14 protein-coding genes are annotated in these 17,528 nt (G+C 41.5%); 4 read left to right on the plus strand and 10 right to left on the minus strand.

Going from position 1 to position 17,528, the window contains the following annotated elements:
- Positions 1-16 precede the first annotated feature (16 nt).
- From RMY63_RS11800 to RMY63_RS11825, 6 genes are all read right to left on the minus strand, one after another.
- Positions 17-346: a ferredoxin family protein gene (locus tag RMY63_RS11800; RefSeq protein ID WP_322728882.1), complete on the minus strand. Its 330-nt coding sequence runs from the start codon at positions 344-346 to the stop codon at positions 17-19.
- Positions 343-1,986, minus strand: coding sequence for an FAD-binding protein (locus tag RMY63_RS11805; protein ID WP_322728883.1), 1,644 nt, complete (start codon positions 1,984-1,986; stop codon positions 343-345). The genes RMY63_RS11800 and RMY63_RS11805 overlap by 4 nt, the downstream gene beginning before the upstream one ends.
- 832 nt (positions 1,987-2,818) lie before the next feature.
- Positions 2,819-5,401, minus strand: coding sequence for a GAF domain-containing protein (locus RMY63_RS11810; protein WP_322728884.1), 2,583 nt, complete (start codon positions 5,399-5,401; stop codon positions 2,819-2,821).
- 726 nt (positions 5,402-6,127) lie between these two features.
- A complete protein-coding gene (gene pyrR / locus RMY63_RS11815; protein ID WP_322728885.1) occupies positions 6,128-6,664 on the minus strand; it encodes a bifunctional pyr operon transcriptional regulator/uracil phosphoribosyltransferase PyrR in 537 nt (178 codons plus the stop codon).
- 77 nt (positions 6,665-6,741) lie between these two features.
- Positions 6,742-7,716 (minus strand): adenosylcobinamide-phosphate synthase CbiB, encoded by a 975-nt coding sequence (cbiB, locus tag RMY63_RS11820; protein ID WP_322728886.1) that lies wholly within the window; start codon positions 7,714-7,716, stop codon positions 6,742-6,744.
- Positions 7,717-7,752: 36 nt separating this feature from the next.
- Entirely contained in the window at positions 7,753-8,193 is a 441-nt protein-coding gene (locus RMY63_RS11825) for an Rrf2 family transcriptional regulator (RefSeq protein ID WP_322728887.1), read from the minus strand.
- Positions 8,194-8,642: 449 nt separating this feature from the next.
- Here RMY63_RS11825 and RMY63_RS11830 point away from each other — a divergent pair, with 449 nt between their 5' ends.
- Positions 8,643-9,056 (plus strand): AbrB family transcriptional regulator, encoded by a 414-nt coding sequence (locus RMY63_RS11830; RefSeq protein WP_104909531.1) that lies wholly within the window; start codon positions 8,643-8,645, stop codon positions 9,054-9,056.
- Between the two features lie 190 nt (positions 9,057-9,246).
- Here the strand turns inward: RMY63_RS11830 and RMY63_RS11835 are convergent, their stop codons facing one another.
- Positions 9,247-11,151 carry a chloride channel protein gene (locus RMY63_RS11835; RefSeq protein ID WP_322728888.1) on the minus strand — a complete coding sequence of 635 codons (1,905 nt, stop codon included), beginning with the start codon at positions 11,149-11,151 and terminating at the stop codon, positions 9,247-9,249.
- Between the two features lie 179 nt (positions 11,152-11,330).
- A complete protein-coding gene (locus RMY63_RS11840) occupies positions 11,331-11,459 on the minus strand; it encodes a hypothetical protein (protein WP_322728889.1) in 129 nt (42 codons plus the stop codon).
- Between the two features lie 167 nt (positions 11,460-11,626).
- On the opposite strand from RMY63_RS11840, the gene RMY63_RS11845 reads away from it, so the two are divergent.
- Positions 11,627-12,013, plus strand: a complete 387-nt coding sequence (locus RMY63_RS11845) for a hypothetical protein (RefSeq protein WP_322728890.1) — start codon at positions 11,627-11,629, stop codon at positions 12,011-12,013.
- 499 nt (positions 12,014-12,512) lie between these two features.
- Here RMY63_RS11845 and RMY63_RS11850 read toward each other — a convergent pair whose 3' ends face one another.
- Both RMY63_RS11850 and RMY63_RS11855 read right to left on the minus strand, forming a co-directional pair.
- The gene (locus tag RMY63_RS11850; protein ID WP_322728891.1) at positions 12,513-13,517 is read right to left on the minus strand and encodes a hypothetical protein; all 1,005 of its coding nucleotides are present in this window, start codon (positions 13,515-13,517) and stop codon (positions 12,513-12,515) included.
- Between the two features lie 324 nt (positions 13,518-13,841).
- Positions 13,842-15,461 (minus strand): glycosyltransferase family 39 protein, encoded by a 1,620-nt coding sequence (locus RMY63_RS11855; RefSeq protein WP_322728892.1) that lies wholly within the window; start codon positions 15,459-15,461, stop codon positions 13,842-13,844.
- Positions 15,462-16,049: 588 nt separating this feature from the next.
- Between RMY63_RS11855 and RMY63_RS11860 the strand changes: the two genes are divergently transcribed.
- Together RMY63_RS11860 and RMY63_RS11865 are read left to right on the plus strand one after the other, a co-directional pair.
- Entirely contained in the window at positions 16,050-17,219 is a 1,170-nt protein-coding gene (locus RMY63_RS11860; protein WP_322728893.1) for a hypothetical protein, read from the plus strand.
- Between the two features lie 106 nt (positions 17,220-17,325).
- On the plus strand, positions 17,326-17,451 hold the full coding sequence (locus RMY63_RS11865) for a hypothetical protein (protein WP_322728894.1): 126 nt from the start codon (positions 17,326-17,328) through the stop codon (positions 17,449-17,451).
- Positions 17,452-17,528: the final 77 nt, after the last annotated feature.

Here is a 17,528-nt window from a genome sequence, read left to right on the forward strand (position 1 = left end):
TATTTTCTCCGCTGCACTATTTAATCTGCTTCAAAATCTGGAATGTTTGATCGGCTTTCGCTGTTGAAGTGCGTTTATGTCCCCAACCGACGTTTTCCCGATAACTACCCAGTAGTCCAACTTCTGCCAATTCCGCCTCGTTAACTGAAGTTGTCACATCACTCTCTGGTGCAACATAAAGAGCATCAACTGGACAATACAATTCGCACATATAACAGGTTTGGCAGTCACTCTGTCGAGCAATGGTTGGCGCTGCATTAGGTACTTTGTCAAATACATTAGTTGGACAAATCTTCACGCAGATATTACATTTTATGCACCGCGACTCACTGACCAACTCAATCACACTGCCACCCCTATTTTAGATTTTGGATTTTTGATTTTAGATTGGGAAATATCTTCTGTATTGAGTAGTGGCTGAGTTTTCACCCAAACCCGATCTAATCCGCCACTAATTAGGTGATGTTGCTGGTTAGCATCAAGTTCTGGATAGTCTAGATGTTTGTGCATACCACGAGTTTCTTTACGTTCAATGGCACTGCTGTACATCCATCGTGCTGTAGCTACCATCGCCGCAGCTTCTCGCGCCTTGGGAAGCTCTTTCTCTGATGTTACCTGGCTACTGCGGAGTTCTTGCCAAAGATGATTTAGCTTACCCAAAGACTCAGTTAAGCCTTGTTCTGTACGGAAATAGTTCTTTTCATAGGGAAATACTTCGGCTTGGACTGCTTGAATAATTTCATCAGTCACTAAGGAGCGATCGCTCCCACTCTGTAATCCTACCTCTCCAACACCCTTAACTTGTCGTTGAGTTCTCTGTTCCCCCAAACTGCGGCTATATTCAGCAGCCGATTTCCCCGACCAATAGCCAGAAGATATTGCCCAAGCCGCGTTATGGCTACCACCGCCAGTAAATCCGCCACAAATCAGTTCCCGTGTAGCGGCATCTCCAGCCGCATAGAGTCCCCGTACAGAACTGGCACAACTTTCATCTACAATCCGAATTCCTCCCGTACCGCGCACAGTTCCTTCTAAGCGCAGAGTCACAGGAAAACGTTGAGTAAATGGATCAATACCTGCACGGTCAAAGGGTAAAAAGAAGTTGGGCTGTGCTAAACGCATAGATGCCCGCATCGATTCCGCCGCTTTGTCTATGATGGCATAAACTGGCTGTTGCAGTAATGTCTGAGCTATTACTGAACGTCTATGAGAACTTGCACCCGGAATTACAGTACCGTCTTCGTAGGTGAAGGTTGCCCAATTATAAAACAGGGTTTTGGTGACTGAAGAAAAGGCGGGAGAGATGCCGTAAGCATTAGAAAATTCCATACCCGACATCTCAGCTCCTGCTTCTGCCGCCATCAGATAACCATCCCCCGTCAGGACGTTACATCCTAACGCTTTACTAAGAAATGCACAGCCACCTGTTGCGATAATTGTGGACTGCGATCGCACTAGCCATTTCTTACCAGTCTGACGGTTCACACCTGTTGCACCAGCAACAGTACCATCCTCATCAACCAGTAATTCTAAGGCGGGGCTGTTGTCTAAAATCTTGACTCCAGCGCGTTGAATTTGCCGCCGCATCAGCCGCATATACTCCGGCCCTTGCAGCGATCGCCGATAGGGTTTACCTTCATCGTCGGTAGGGAAGGGATAACCCCACTCTGCTAACTGATTAACGTTTATATAAGTCTGATTCAGTACCCGATCCATCCAGTTGCGATCGGCTAAAAACCCACCCAAGGATTCCCGACTTGCCTTTGCTGTTTCTCGTGCTTCTGGATCTGGTGGCACATACCACACACCATTACCAGATGCAGCAGCGCATCCAGTCGTACCACAGTATCCTTTGTCTACCAGGACAACTCTAGCTCCACTTGATGCAGCACTCCAAGCTGCCCAAGTTCCAGCTGGCCCACCTCCAATCACAAGCACATCTGCTTCTAAGTTGAGTTCAAAATCGGTTGTTAACGTCTTCAGCATCTACTATTTCCCCCCATCTATAAAGTCTTAAGCATCAAGTCTTCACCCCATCCATGCTGCGAAATAAATATTTAAAAATCTAGAAATTGCGATCGCTTAATACAGATTCTCACCAGCTCGATACTGTAAATTACTTTATCTCGGTCGGTAAACCGTAGTTTTAGCTTAATAAAGTGTTTCACAGTTTTCGACAAAAAGCAAGCATTTTAACAAACAACTTCAAAGGTAAATTTATGTAAAATCAACTTTGTTGGGGTGAGGCAGGAGGCATGGGTGTCAACTTCAGCTAAAACTCCTTTTCAAACCTCGTTTCCAGCCAGAAGCTATTGCTGACAACTCAAAGCAATTGCCCTAATGTCAAACAGGGTGTGCAGACAAGTCCAAAGGCGCTTTGTGTCTGGATAGTCGTGAATATTTGACGATTCCTAAATCACGGTTTTGGGGGGAAACCAGATAAGCAATCAGATCATTAGCATGCGTGAAAAAACTCCGTACAACTCGAAAAGCCTTCAGCCTTACTCCCTACTCCCCAGCTACGTAGATAATTTCAGAAATCAAATATGATTCCTATAACTTAGTTGGTTATATACAGTGGTGTTAGTAGCTCTGAAATTCGCTCTGCTATTACTGAGTTTTCTGGCGCTGGTATATTCTTGTTACGCTTATGGTCTGGATTCCCTACCCGTGGATTTCCCACTACCCTACCCCCTGCCAATGAACCTGTTGACAATTACATGAATCTTAAGTTGTCACCAATAGCCTCTTGCTGGAAACGAGACTTTTAAAAGGATTTTGCCTTAAGTTTACACCAATGCACATCTGTGCGCCCCGACTATTCATCAGAGTTAGCTTCAGCAGCTTGATACGCTTGTAGGAGCCTAGCATGATCGAGAGTAAATCCTACTTGCATGGCTATCTGGGCAAATAAATCAATCTCAGATTGTTGCCAATCACGGGGTTCAGAACACTGATGTGCAATTAACAAGCCAAATAGCTGCTCATCTTTAATAATTGGTGCTACTAAATTTGCTTTTACACCAAAAGATTCGAGCAGATTAATGTGACAATCAGCCAAACTAGACTCATAAATGTTGTTGATTGCGACAACGCGACCAGACTGGTACTTTTCTATATAGCCTTGAGTGAAACAGGGGTCATGGATTTTAGACCGCAAAACTTTGGGATAACCTGGAAGCACTGATTCAGCAATAATAATTCCAAACCAATTAGCGTAAAAGCTATAAACTAACACTCGGTCAGTACTCAGTGCTTTGCGAACCTCTTCCACAGTAGTTTTGATGATATCCTCTTCTTTGAGGGATTGGCGAATGCTGCGGATAATATCCACTAGTAACTGACTTCGCATCCTTTCAGCTTCGATTCGTTGCAGAAGTCTTGCGTGGTCGAGGGCAAATCCTACTTGCATCGCTATCTGGCCAAATAAATCAATCTCAGCTTGTTGCCAATCACGGGGTCTGGAGCATTGATGTGCAATTAACAAGCCAAATAGCTCTTTATCTTTAATAATAGGGGCGACCAGATTTGCTTTGACAGCAAAGGATTCGAGCAAGTTAATATGGCAGTCAGCCAAACCAGCTTCATAAATGTTGTTGATTGCGAGAACGCGACCAGACTGATACTCTTCTACATAGCCTTGACCGAAACAGATGTCTTGGATTTCAGCTTGCAAAACTTTTGGGTAGGTGAGAACAACTGATTCAGCAATCACTATTCCAGACCAATTAGCATCAAAGCTATAAACCATTACTCGGTCGGTACTCAAAGCTTTGCGAACCTCTTCCACAGTGGTTTTGAGGACATCCTCTTCGTTGAGTGATTGGCGAATAATGCCGATAGTATCCGCTAACAACTGACTTTGCACACCCTCAGCTTCGATTCGTTGCAGGAGTCTTGCATGGTCGAGGGCAAACCCGACTTGCATCGCTATCTGAGCAAATAAATCAATCTCAGATTGTTGCCAATCACGGGGTCTGGAGCATTGATGTGCAATTAATAAGCCAAATAATTGTTCATCTTTGAGAATGGGGGCGACCAAATTTGCTTTCACAGCAAAGGATTCGAGTAAGTTAATATGGCAGTCAGCTAAACCAGCTTCATAAATGTTGTTTGTGGCTACAACGCGACCAGACTGATACTTTTCTACATAACCCTGACCAAAACATAAGTCTTGAATTTCAGACCGCAAAACTTTGGGATAACCTGGAATTACTGATTCGGCAATTATAATTCCAGACCAATTAGGGTAAAAGCTATAAACCAGTACTCGGTCAGTACTCAATGCCTTACGAACCTCTTCTACCGTTGTTTTGAGGACATCTTCTTCGTTGAGCGATTGGCGAATGCTGCGGGTAATTTCGATAAATACCTGAGCTTTATCTGCCTTGGTATCTACTTGTTGTAGAAGGTTGGCGTAGTCAAGGGCAAATCCTACTTGCATGGCTATCTGAGCTAACAAATCAATCTCAGACTGTTGCCAAGAGCGAAGTCTAGAACACTGATGTGCAATCAATAAACCGAATAGCTGTTTGCCTTTGAGAATAGGTGCGATTAAATTAGATTTGACAGCAAATTGCTCCAGCAACTCAATATCACTATTACTGAGATCGCCTTGATGGATATTATCAATAGCATGGATGCTACCATTGTAATATTTGTCTATATACCCTGCCTCAAATCCCGGCTCAGAGACTGTAACCCCTAACATTTTCGGTAAGCCCGGTGCTACTGATTCGGCGATAAAGGTTCCATTATAGTTGGACTCAAAGCAAAAGATGGTTACGCGATCGATGCTTAAAGCTTTACGAATTTCTTCTGAGGTAGTTTTGAAAACATCTTCTTGATTGAATGATTCTCGCACCCAACGGGTAATTTTTATTAATATTTGGGAGTAATCAGTTTCGGCTTCTTTCTCCTCTACCAAAACTGAAAGCAGGTCTGTAAATAAGGTGATGTTTCTCTCTAACATCACTAATTCATCTTGGTTAGCGATGAAGACTTGAGTAAACTCACTGTCTGGACGTAGCCTCTTTTTAATATTATTAGAGATTGCAGCAACGTTGCTGACTCGACTCATAACTCGATTCGTCACAAAAACAGCGATCGCACCTGCTAAAATTGCTGTCACTCCCATACCAGTTAACAAGAATGACAATTGTCTTTGTAAAGCAAGTTTACTTTCTGCTGAAATTTTTGCACTCTCAAGTCTTACTTGCGGAATTTGTGTGTTAATTAAATTAATTCCATATTTGTAAGTAGCTGTTCCAATTGCAACTACAGGAAGCACACTGATACTTAGTGCCCAAACTATTGCTTTAGTCTTTAAACTCCATTTTTGTTGCCAAAGTTTCTGTTGGCGATTTCGTCTTGCTTGATTTTGAGAAAAAGACTGACTCATAAATGAAACCTGGATTGCTGCAATTGAGAATCAAGTAAATAACCTCACCACCAAATTCTACACAAACCTTATTAAATAAGGACTGGCTTTCAGGAGTATTTTGAGGCATTAATCTTCTAAGTTATGTCCCATAATGCTTTTGTTTCCTTTCAATTCAAAAAAATGGGTCTGATTAACAGGTTTATTAACAATCAAATGGCGATCGCTTGGTTATAATGTCTTATTTTCTCATTAGGAGTTGTGGTTTGCTGACAAGACAGCCAAACAATCTTTATTAGACTTCTTGCATAAATCAAAAAAAGAACCCACCCCGCCTTTGACTTATAGCAAAGTGCTGTTAGCGGAAGCGGGGCGTTTAGCCCGTGCTGTTAGCGATAGCGGGGCGTTTAGCCCGTGCTGAGTAGAAACTCAGTATTATCAAAGGTTTCAGCAACCAACATAGTCCTAACCTATGCTTCGACTGCTATACATCAAATTCTCCCCTAAGAGCAGGCTCTTAGGGGTTGGGGGTGGGGTGTTAGGGGACTTTTGCAAGAGGTCTATTTTTTAACGAGGTTGTACAGACTTCTTTTCACAGTTACCCTTACCCGTAATCTCATGTCCGCTTGATTACTGAGATTATTTTTTAAGTACATGAGTGACAAAATGCAGGATTCATGCATCAGACATAAAAAGTTTGTACTTCCTGCCTTCTGCCTCCTGCCCCCTGCCCCCTGCCTGCATAGCCTAATCTGCAATCAACTCTACTGCATCTCGTCCATCACAATTTTGTAAGTAAACTTTGACAATTTCTTCTTTAGCTGTAGGCAACTTCTTGCCAATAAAATCCGGGTGAATTGGTAATTCTCGATGGCCTCTGTCTACTAACACAGCTAAACGAATCATCTCTGGCCTACCATAATCGTTGACTGCGTTCAAAGCAGCGCGAATCGTCCGTCCTTTGAAAATCACATCATCCACGAGTACAACCGTTTTCCCAGTCAGGTCAAAAGGAATTTCGCTTTTCGTTGGAGTCCGCAATCCAATTTTGTCAAGGTCATCTCGATAAAATGTAATGTCCAAAGCACCAACTGAGACTGCTACACCTTCAAGCGTCTCAATCTGACGCGCCAATAATTCGGCTAATAACGCACCCCTGGTATAAATACCAAGAAGCACCAGTTGAGACAAATCACGCGTCCTTTCGACAATTTGAGAGGCAAGACGAGTCAAGGTACGACGGATTTCTTGGGATGAGAGAATTTCAACTACTTTGGCAGACATAGCAAGTGATCAGTGAGGAGTGATGAGTTAAGAGTTAGGAGTTTTTATTCTTAACTCTTAACTCCTAACTCCTAACTTTACATTTTATTTGGGAGCATTAAGAATATTGCGATCGCTATCCCTAACCATAGCAAAAAACAATATCGAGTCAGCTGCAAAGCATTTTGAATAGAAGTTGCAGTAATGGCATAAATAGCATCTCCTAGCAGAGGTTTGTACTTAGCTACCCCCCGATACCAATTTGTACCACCCATCTGCACACCCAAAAATGCAGCATAGGCGCACTCACTCCAGCCAGAATTGGGACTAGGATCGTTAATTGCATCCCGACGACAAATTTGCCAAATATGCATCGGTTTACCCGATAGCAGCGCCAGAGTCGCAACTGTTAACCGACAAGGTAGCCAAGTCAAACAATCTTCTAACCGCGCACAGAACCATCCTAAATAAGTATAGGGTGCTTCTCGATAGCCCACCATTGAATCAAGGGTACTGCTGGCTTTATATGCTAAAGCCAAGGGAGTTGGCCCCACAACTGGTATAAAGACACCAACAATTGCATAAAAAAGCGGAGCCATTACCCCATCGGTGGCATTTTCTGCAACCGTTTCTAAAATGGCTCGGGAAATTTCTGCTTGTGAGAGGTTTTGGGTATCTCGACCAACGTAATTACTTAAAATCTTCCGAGCCTTCTCCAAATCTCCGACTGTTAAAGGTTGTAAAACAGCCTCCGCTGCTGCTCGCAAACTTCTGCCAGCAAAACAACTAGCCAAAAGAATGCTATCTATTGCAATTCCTAAGAGTGGATGAACCCATCTGACAATTTGAATAATCAAAAAGCCAACAAGACCACTACCAATTATTAAGATAATACCTAGTACAATTCCAGCTAGGCGTTGTGTTAGAGAATTTTGACATAAGTGGAGAAAAAACTTGGTCAGGCGAGAAATTACCCACCCCATAACTTGCACTGGATGAGGCCAATCCCAAGGATCGCCAATTAAGTAATCTAAAAATGCTGCAATTATTAAGATATAGATATTATTAGTCATAAGTCACGAGTCAAGGGTTAATATTTCGACTATTGACTAAACCACAAAACTAGCTTCTTCTCCAAGGGATGCTTGCCGACTTCGAGCATCGTAATAAAGGTCTGCCAGAGTAATACTATATAAAGCTTCTTTAACCTTTTGGTTGAGTCTCTGCCAAAGGCTAAACGTTACCCAATCTTCAGCTTGTGTCGGTGCTGGGGTGTGATGAGGTAAATGGCTAGTCTCACCAACAGCTTCTAAAATTTGTCCTATAGATATTTGTGCAGGCTCTCTGGCCAATTGGTATCCGCCGATGCTACCACGAATTGATTTAACTAAAGACGCACGACGCATTTCTATTAGTAGTTTTTCGAGGTAAGGAGCTGGGATATCTTGGCGTTTAGCGATCGTTCTCACCGATACAGGCCCATATCTTGGCTGTAAACTCAAATCTAGCAACGCCTTTACACTATAGTGTCCTCTGGTAGTTAATTTCATTTTGGCAAGCTTTGTTGTTTGTCATTTGTCATTTGTCATTTGTCCTTTGTAAATAACCAATGACCAATACTTCAACTTTTCTATGAGACGCTGTTCGCGTTTGCTCAGTACAAGTGACCCATGACTAAGGATCAGTTTTGCTTATCATTCTGTGACTCAGTTCTCATCCTTAAGAAATAGACAACTTTTAGAGCGTTAGTTTAGAAAACTTAAAACTTATATAGTCTAGCAGTAATTCACAAACTATATATATAGTTATCAGCATTGCCAGCATTCTCTAAAATAAATTGTCTTGGCAATATTGTTAATGGCATAACAATTGTGCAGCTGAGTGTAATATACTTGGCTAGGTTGAGATAAAAACTAAAGGATTATGTTCCTGTTAGCTCAACCTCAGCTAAAATAAAATCGATTCAAACACTTCAAACATTCATTTTCGACCTAAGTTGATGCCTAAACAGAAAAAAATTGAACCCCTACTCGGCGAAGAACTGCTCAAAAAAGTCAAAGAGCTAGAGAACGAGAGCAAAGAAGACAAAGCCAAGAAGTGCGGCTACTATACCGTTACCAAAAATGGTATAGAGCGCGTCAATATGATGAAGTTCTTAAATGCCCTAATTGATGCTGAAGGCATTCAGTTAGACAGTACACCCAGTGCTAATGGGCGTGGTGGACGTAGTGCTAGCTATAGAATTAGTGTGCAATCGAATGGTAACTTACTTATAGGTTCAGCTTATACAAAACAGATGAATCTTAAACCAGGAGATGAGTTTCTGATCACTTTAGGCAAAAAGCACATTCGTCTGAGACAGGTAGATCCAGAAGATCGCGAAGATGATGAAGCTATAGAAGCCACGGCTTAATAAATGGTCATTTGTCATTTGTCCTTTGTCCTTTGTGAAAAACAATGACTATAAACAGTCATTAGTCAAGTGTCATTTGTCCTTGGTGAAAAATAATGACCAATGACTAATGACCAACGACTAATGACCAATGACTAATGACTAATGACCAATGACCAATGACCAATGACCAATGACCAATGACCAATGACTAATGACTAATGACTATATCTGTAGTGGGTAAGACTGGTAAATAGTGGCGAAGTGCCTTGCGCGTTACTGCTAAATTACAGGTTAATGCAATTTGCTCTTTTTCTAATAAACCCAAAATGCGATCGGGTTTATCTCGTGCTACCACTGGTAATTGATGTAAACCTCGAAGACTCATGCGGTCTAAAGCCTCAGATAAAAGTTCATCTTGCCATGCATAGAGAATTTCAGTAGTACAAATGTCTATGAGGGTTTGACTAGATAAATTATCCGGAATTTCAGTTAGTGAATTTGGGTATGTTTGCCAAATAGCAAGGGCACGATTAATATCTTCTAAAGAAAGTATACCAACTAATTGCTCTGCTTCATCAAATACTAAAGCACTACGGACGCGATCGCGGATCATTTCCACAGCTGCATCTAATATTCCCAGAGTTGCAGGTAACTTTTTGGGACAGGGGTACATGGCATCTTCGACCAAAATTTGCTGCACAATTTCCGCTTGTTCATCTTTCAATTCCGAAAGTCCAATCTGTTGTAGATTAGAGTTAGAGTTAAAAGTTGGTTTAATCCTTTCTACTAGCCAAACACTCAAACCTACAGCTGCCATCAACGGTAAAACAATTCGATAGTCGCGGGTTAATTCAAACAGCATCAAAATAGACGTTAACGGCGCTCTCACACTAGCAGCCAGCACTGCTGCCATTCCCACCATTGCGTAAGCTGGGGGAGCCGCCATTTGATCGCAAATTGTCGGGAATGCTACAGCTAACATTTTGGCGTAAGCCGATCCAAAAGAAGCACCTAAAAACATTGCTGGTGCGAACAAACCACCGATGAAACCGCTACCCGCACTAATTGCAGTCATTAATAACTTCACCAACAACAATACCACCAATAAGTAGAGTGGAAACTCCACATCTTGAAGCATTGCTTCTACAGTTTCATAACCGACACCCAGAATTTGCGGGAAGTGCAAAGCAACAGCGCCAATGATTGCACCACCAATAATTGGATGAATCGGCTGAGGAATTCGTCCCAAAAAATCAAAACCTGGAACCTTCCCAGCAAAGCAGGCTTTTGCTCCCCGAATTGATTGAGTATAAGCCAGAGAAACTAGGCTGGCCCCCAAACCCAAACCAAGATAAAGAGGTAATTCCAAGGGACTGCGAACTTGATAAACAGGTAAATCAAAAGCAGGTTGGGCCCCCAAACCAATTTGGGCAATTAATGCTGCTACCACCGCCGCTAACAGCACCACACTGACAGCAGAAGTAGCGAAAGATGTCGCTCCCATCACCACTTCTAGGGCAAAAAATACTCCAGCAATGGGAGCATTAAATCCCGCCGCAAGTCCAGCCGCCGCGCCAGCACCCAACAGCAAACGTTGTCGTTCTTGAGATACATTGAGGATCTCAGAGAACAACATCCCAAAATTTGCGCCAATTTCGACACTCGGCCCCTCTGGCCCCAAAGAAGCACCACTCCCCAAAGAAACAGATGCAGCCAGCATTTTTGTCACTGGTCTTAGTGGTCGCCTAATCTCTGTTCCCTGAGAGGCGGCGATGAGAGATGAAAGTCCAGGGCCAAAGTCTTGAGTGCGCCAGCGCATCAAGCCAACAATTAATCCGCCAAGGGTGGGAACGCAGGCTAAAGTCCAAGCACCCCAAGCGCCAATTTGACCCATTAAATTTTCCAGCATCAGCTGGTGAACCAACTGGATTAAATAGTGAAAGGTGACTATACCCATACCAGTACCACCGCCAATGAGCATGGCTAAAAACAGCACAACTGTCTCTGGAGATGGTTGAAAACGATTAATTAGGTGAGCTAAACGAGCGGAAGGTGTAGGAAAGGCAGGTTGTTCCGTTACCTTCCTCAGTTGAGTGGGAGGCAAGAGAGTCATTGAGAGGCGGGGTAAATGTAAGAAAAAATTTAAATTTTTATCTGTTACTTATCATTGTGAGCCATTATTTAGCAACCGGACAAGTAGACTTTATTTGCTTAACTTACAAAGCTTTAGCTAAAAATGTGATTGTGCAAAATTTGTGTGGGGAGAACGGTTAAATGAGAGAGAATTATTATTTAAGGGTCAGCGATGCCTAAATTGGGCGTAGCTGCTGCTAGTGGGGCGGGAGCTACGCCCAACGCTATTTTTTCTAGAGACAACAAAGTTTTTTCGGCTGGGTGGACGTACCCGTAAACATTAACCATGAGTCATCCTTGTTTAAATCTAGCTATACTCGTGTTGCGACTATTGAGCCGTCCTTGGTAGTAATAGAATGTATGTATGATTGATGCCTGATGTCAGATCGTACATTGACCCAATTCAATATAGCTATTGTTATAGAGCGAGTAAATGGACTAGGCGGATGAGGTAAATGAATATACACACTTTTGATAATCATTATGTTACTTGCCCAATTTGCCAAAGAAATGCTACGCCAAAACCAATTAAAACACGCATGGGCTTGTTTTGCTGTCCCTATTGCCAGGAAAGGCTAGTAGTTTGCCAAAGTGGTCATTATGTCCGCGATCCGTTTACTTGGAGACAATTGATGATGTCTTCGTCGCTACGTCGTCAAAGCCGACCTTTAGCGAGGATTATCAGAGATTTTGTCCTACTCAAGCGTCCTATGGTAGCCTTGGCTGTAGGTAGTGCCATTTTCTTTAGTGCGATCGCTTTGACCCAAGAAAAGACAAGCTATGATAGCCAAATTCTTCCCACAACAGAGAAAGTTAATGACTTAGGCAACAAATCTCAGTAAATGGATTACTTTTGTATAAATCAAATTCTACTTTGATTTTTGTAATATTATATAAATACTCTGATACAACCGTGTCTTATTGCCCCAAATAGGATGCGGTTTGATATTATGTCCGCTGAAAGACTGATTGCTGATTAGGTATAGCAAAGTGCTGAGTGCTGTTAGCGGAAGCGGGGCGTTTAGCCCGTGCTGAGTGCTGAGTATAAACCCAGTGAAATCAAGGCTTTTAGCAATCAACATTGTCCTAACATATGTGGCTACGGCTATAAGTACTTTAGTACCCAAGGGAAGTATTTTCAGCCCTAAAATGCTAACTACAAACTTTTGTTTTTTATTTATGCTTATTTAATTATCATATTAATTTGAAAATCGGGACACTACAGCATCCAATACGGTTCAGATAAGCTTTTTTTTCTCCCCCTGCTTCCCCTGCATCCCCTGCTCCCCCTGCCTACCTCAACGGATAAATTTTCTTAACTGAACCGTATTGCCACAGCATCTAAAATTTACTGTCTGGCAATACTTGGGGTGAAAAGATTGTCTGTAACGACTCATAGTAAGCGAGAAAATAAGCAGCCTGTTCTGCTTCCAAACGAGAGCGGATCTCAGTGCCGAGCAAGTGAATTAATTGCCGCACCAATTCCCAGCGCACCTTTAATCGAGGATACAACATAACACACAGTGGAAATAACTCTTGTTGTATGGCACTAATGTTGTTCTCCAAAACACAGACCCATAGATATACCTGGAACATCTCTATATCACGGACACTCGAAATTTGAATGTTGGTGTCATTTAAACGACCTGTATGGCATTGATAGTTGGGATACATCTGCATCACCTGTTCTGCAATCTTGGTCGCAATCTCGCTGCATAAGGGCAAAAGTTGCTGGACAGCTTGTAATGGTGGCGCGTCGTAAGCATATTCTGCTGCTGCCTGGTAAGCACGCTGGAGCGGCATATAGAGATGGTCATCAATCACTTTAAAGTAATCCCTCAGCGATGCTTGCTGCACTGGTGGTGTTAAGTTCAGTAGTATTTGTCCGCTGTAGTGAAACTGCATACTAATGAACCCAATCACTCTCGGATCATCTGCTGTGTACTTCTGCCGAATTTTTCCCAAATCCCTGGCAATCCGCGTAGAAAACTTCGCTGGAGAAATCTGTTCGCTGTATGCTGAGAGGGCAGTTTGATAAATCTGGTGAGTATCCTTTGTAACTTCCCACGGATTAATTAATTCAGGGTCAATTTGATGCCGAATCACCTCTTGAGACAAAAGCGCTTCTGTTCTTCCCCACGCTTGAAGACTCGTGGTTCGGAGTGCCTGTGTTAACGTTTTTGCAACCTCTTTTGCGATTTCACTGACCTTGAGAACTTCGATGCGATCGTCCTGTTCAGCTAAATTTCGCAAATACTTCTTCGCCCACGCTTCTGAAAATGGTTGGTTTACTGCTGTCTCAAGCCTTCTGACTGGTTCTGGTAACGATGAAAGATTTTGCGGCATTATTGTAAGCACCTAATTGCCAAACTGAACGAACGAAATATTTCGTCACATTCAAAGCATAGAGAAATCAATTTCGCCAGCAAAACCGCAAAACTACGCGGTTTATCATTTCTTCAAACTAAATTGCAGGTTTTTTACACTTTTTGGAAGAACGCGATCGCTATACGATTATCATTATCTTTTGGACAATAGACCTCTTGCAGTAGTCCTCTAACACCCCACCCCCAGCCCCTCCCCGCAGGCGAGGAACTCGGGGCCCCCTCTGAGGATTAGGGGCAGGGAGAATTTGACGCTTCTCAATGCCCAATGCCCAATCCCCCATATTTATAGCCGATTAGTATCTTTTGTGACTAACTTCCAACCTTCAGCTTGGTCAATTAGCTTCATCGACTCTAGTTGAAGATTGTTGAAAGCAGATGCATGAAGCAGGAAGTAGGGTTGGCCGTTGTAGTGCCAATAATATTCTAGTTCACCAACAGAAGCGGGAATGATGGTGCGATCGCTATAATAATCCAACGAGGGACGATGGTAGGGAAAAGATGTGTAAATCTTCCTCGTCGCTGGATTTGCTCGTACAATCATGGCGGCGACTGGTTTAACTGGATAGGCTTGTGATAATTCCCAAACCCAGTAGTTAGATTTCATTAACAGCAGCAGCGAAATATAACTTCCCCAAAACAAAATCTTCAGAAATTGCCCGTCGCCTCGTTCTGCCAAAATAGCTGCTAAGGTCATAGTTAAAGCTACGGCGGCAAAAATCAGTTGTAAGTCTGTTTTTGGTGTTGTACCCGCACTGAAATAAATGCTACCAGCAGAAGCAGCCACAGCAAGTATTGCTAAACCGGCAACCCAAGCACGGGGATAAGATGAGAGTAAAGGCGAATTTTCCGTATCTGATAACTGGATACCAAAAGCTAAGGCTAAACTAGGGTAAATCGGGAATAGATACCAGGGAACTTTGGTAATCATGAAAGAAATTACCAGTAGATAAACCCCACTCCATGCCATTACTAGTTTTGCCCAGCTAAGGTTACGATTTTCCCAAGTTAAGCGGACAGTTTGTGGTAAGAATAATAACCACGGCCATGTGTATTTGAGAAGTTCAATTACATAGTACCAAGGTGGTTCAGAATTAGCTTCTACAACTGAGCCAATTCGGACTGCTGATGGGTTGGCAATACCAATTTGGGCGAAAGTATAACCATAGTGAATTAGTTGGGCACCATACCAACCAGCTACAGGTAGAATGCCAATTAAGATTGCGATCCAGAGATAGTAACAAGTGAGCAGTCGTGGCGTATCCCAAAACAGAAATACAAGTGCGATCGCACCGAGTAATACACCTAGCAGTCCTTGAGTTAAACAAATAAACCCAAAACTAACACCAACACCAAGACAATAACGTAAATCTCGGCGCGATCGCAATACGCACAACATCATCACCATCAAAAAACTTACCATCGCTCCATCTAACATTGCCAGCCGCCCATGACGTACCACGGGTAGCATTGTTAGGTAAATCAAGGCGCTATAAATAGCAGCCCAACGTTGGCGAAATATTTCTCGAGCAATGCAATACAGTAAAGGTACAGATGTTGCTGTTAAAATTGCTCCAGGTAAGCGTGTTGTCAACTCATTTTCGCCTCCTAGAGAATAAGCCCAAGCTATTAGCAAATGCATCAAAGGCGGCTTGTCATGATATGGTTCACCTCCTAACGTTGGGTAAAGCCAAGGCATTGAACCTGATGGGGCGTGCCAAATTTCACGAGCAACCTGTGCCACAGTACCTTCATCCCAATCTCGCAGCGGCAACCCTCCCAGATTGATGCTAAACAGTAATACTGCTGCCAACAGCAATACTATTAGCCATACCCAATCAATCCATTTGCCAACCGTGCGATGCTGTTTTTCCAAATGACTCCAAATAAAGCTTCCTTCTTGCATATTCTCTGGTAATCATTTTACTTGCTGGTTTGATTACATAGAGACATCTAGCGAATCTCCAATGTTGCCACCCAGTAACAACGTATGTTTTTAACAATTGCTAGTTTCCAAGATTAACTCAATTTTTTCTAATTAGCGCTATTTTTTGAAAAAATTATATTGGTTGTTTAAATAACATTTAAGTTAAAAATGATAAAAATAATACAAGTAATCGATAATTTATTACCTGTTAAATAGTCCGTAAATAAACTTGTATTTTATTTTGTATGTGAGCCTTAGTTTAAATTTTATCTACTTAGTTTTTATCTAGCTAATTTCAGAAACTTAGGAAGCGATCGCTACACTAATTCAATTGTATGCTGAATATTTAAATAATTATCTATATTTATTGAATAATAGCATTATAAATAAACCTAATTATTTATTATCTAAAAAATTAATTCAATAATTATTAATATTATTTAAATAAACTAATTTTACTTTTTTAATTTTAGTTAAGTAGCTGTTTAATTTTAATATCTATGTTGTATAATTTCTCTAAGCATTTTTTATAACAATAAAAAGATAAAAAATTATTGGAGACTGTCAATGAATTTACCTGTAGTTGTAGATATTACTCTTGGCTTAGTTTTTATTTACTTGATTTTGAGCTTGCTAGCTTCGGAAATCCAGGAACTAATTGCCACATTATTACAATGGAGAGCTAAACATTTAAGAACTTCAATTGAATTACTTTTAGCAGGTGGTAGTGAAAGTGAAAAATCAGATATTATTAATGCAATCCAGTTGGTACAGAAACTTTATAACGATCCTTTGATTAATACATTGAATCAGCAAGCCAAGGGTAAAGTAGAAAAGCATTTCCAGGAAATTACTAAAAACCCTAATAAACAAATACTAGAAAAACAAAGCGGCCCTTCCTATCTTCCTTCTGAAACATTTGCAACTACTTTATTAGATACCTTAAAAATTCCCCAGCTAATTAATCATGTTAAACATCCTAGTGAAGAATCAAGAACTAACTTGCACATGATATTAGCCTCTTATAAAGAACTGAAAAAAGGTATTAATAATCCCAATAGTGCAAGTTACACAAAAATTCAAGAAATTTATGGAGATATTGACCAGAAATTTATAGATTTTGTTAATAATGAGTTACCTGATGAAGTTCCGAATAATTTAATCAAGAGCCTTAGTGTAATTGCTCAACGTAGCAGAATAAAGATTGGCGATCTCACAGAAGAAGCGAATCAATTTAAAAATGAAGTAGAAACATGGTTTGATCGCTCTATGGATCGAGCAAGCGGTGTTTATAAGCGCAATGCCAAAGGAGTTGCTATTTTAATTGGAATATTAGTTGCCTTTTTAACCAATACTGATACATTTCACTTGGTTAAAAGACTATCAGAGGATTCGGTTATCCGCTCTACCATTACTCAAAGTGCAAGTCAACGAATCGATTATATCAATGATGAAACAGCCAGAAGGGATATTGAAAAACTATTAGGAAATGCTTCTATCCCGATTGGATGGCAAAATATTAATCAACAGTTTGAGTTATTAGATACGACAAAATCGAATAGAGTTTACATCAGAATTTCACAGGTTTTTAAATTAATTTGCGGTTGGGTAGTGAGTGGTTTTGCTATTGCTATGGGTGCGCCTTTTTGGTTTGATATCCTCAACAAAGTTATCAATGTGCGCAATGCAGGGCCAAAACCTGTTGCCTATACTAAGGATCAACCGTCTCAAAAATAGTCAACTTAAGCTAGGGTGAATGGAATTCGCACGCCAGTTGCTCATTGGGGAAACCAAGCTTCTAATACCACAGTCACTGCGTCCCTAGCGTTCAGGAAATGTAGGAGTGCTTAACGTTGTACGACTAATACCGACAAAGCCGGCTATAGCTGTTGCAGAGCAATGGCTTTTAGCTAATTTAGACTTGCTCGACCTGGATAAATATGAGGTGGAACCTCTGGCGGTTCATTGAGAGGCACTGTGCGCTTTAAGGATTCAGTTCTAGTCTGAGCGAGTGCAACTAATCATTTAAAGCCACGCTAAAATTAA

Origin of the sequence: Nostoc sp. ChiQUE01b (assembly GCF_034531255.1) — a bacterium.
GTDB lineage: Bacteria > Cyanobacteriota > Cyanobacteriia > Cyanobacteriales > Nostocaceae > Nostoc.

Excerpts from the sequence above, each read along its gene's own strand:
- RMY63_RS11805 (WP_322728883.1), bottom strand. The coding sequence starts at position 1,986 with ATGCTGAAGACGTTAACAACCGATTTTGAACTCAACTTAGAAGCAGAT.
- RMY63_RS11810 (WP_322728884.1), bottom strand. The coding sequence starts at position 5,401 with ATGAGTCAGTCTTTTTCTCAAAATCAAGCAAGACGAAATCGCCAACAG.
- pyrR (WP_322728885.1), bottom strand. The coding sequence starts at position 6,664 with ATGTCTGCCAAAGTAGTTGAAATTCTCTCATCCCAAGAAATCCGTCGT.
- cbiB (WP_322728886.1), bottom strand. The coding sequence starts at position 7,716 with ATGACTAATAATATCTATATCTTAATAATTGCAGCATTTTTAGATTAC.
- RMY63_RS11825 (WP_322728887.1), bottom strand. The coding sequence starts at position 8,193 with ATGAAATTAACTACCAGAGGACACTATAGTGTAAAGGCGTTGCTAGAT.
- RMY63_RS11830 (WP_104909531.1), top strand. The coding sequence starts at position 8,643 with ATGCCTAAACAGAAAAAAATTGAACCCCTACTCGGCGAAGAACTGCTC.
- RMY63_RS11835 (WP_322728888.1), bottom strand. The coding sequence starts at position 11,151 with ATGACTCTCTTGCCTCCCACTCAACTGAGGAAGGTAACGGAACAACCT.
- RMY63_RS11840 (WP_322728889.1), bottom strand. The coding sequence starts at position 11,459 with ATGGTTAATGTTTACGGGTACGTCCACCCAGCCGAAAAAACTTTGTTG.
- RMY63_RS11845 (WP_322728890.1), top strand. The coding sequence starts at position 11,627 with ATGAATATACACACTTTTGATAATCATTATGTTACTTGCCCAATTTGC.
- RMY63_RS11850 (WP_322728891.1), bottom strand. The coding sequence starts at position 13,517 with ATGCCGCAAAATCTTTCATCGTTACCAGAACCAGTCAGAAGGCTTGAG.
- RMY63_RS11855 (WP_322728892.1), bottom strand. The coding sequence starts at position 15,461 with ATGCAAGAAGGAAGCTTTATTTGGAGTCATTTGGAAAAACAGCATCGC.
- RMY63_RS11860 (WP_322728893.1), top strand. The coding sequence starts at position 16,050 with ATGAATTTACCTGTAGTTGTAGATATTACTCTTGGCTTAGTTTTTATT.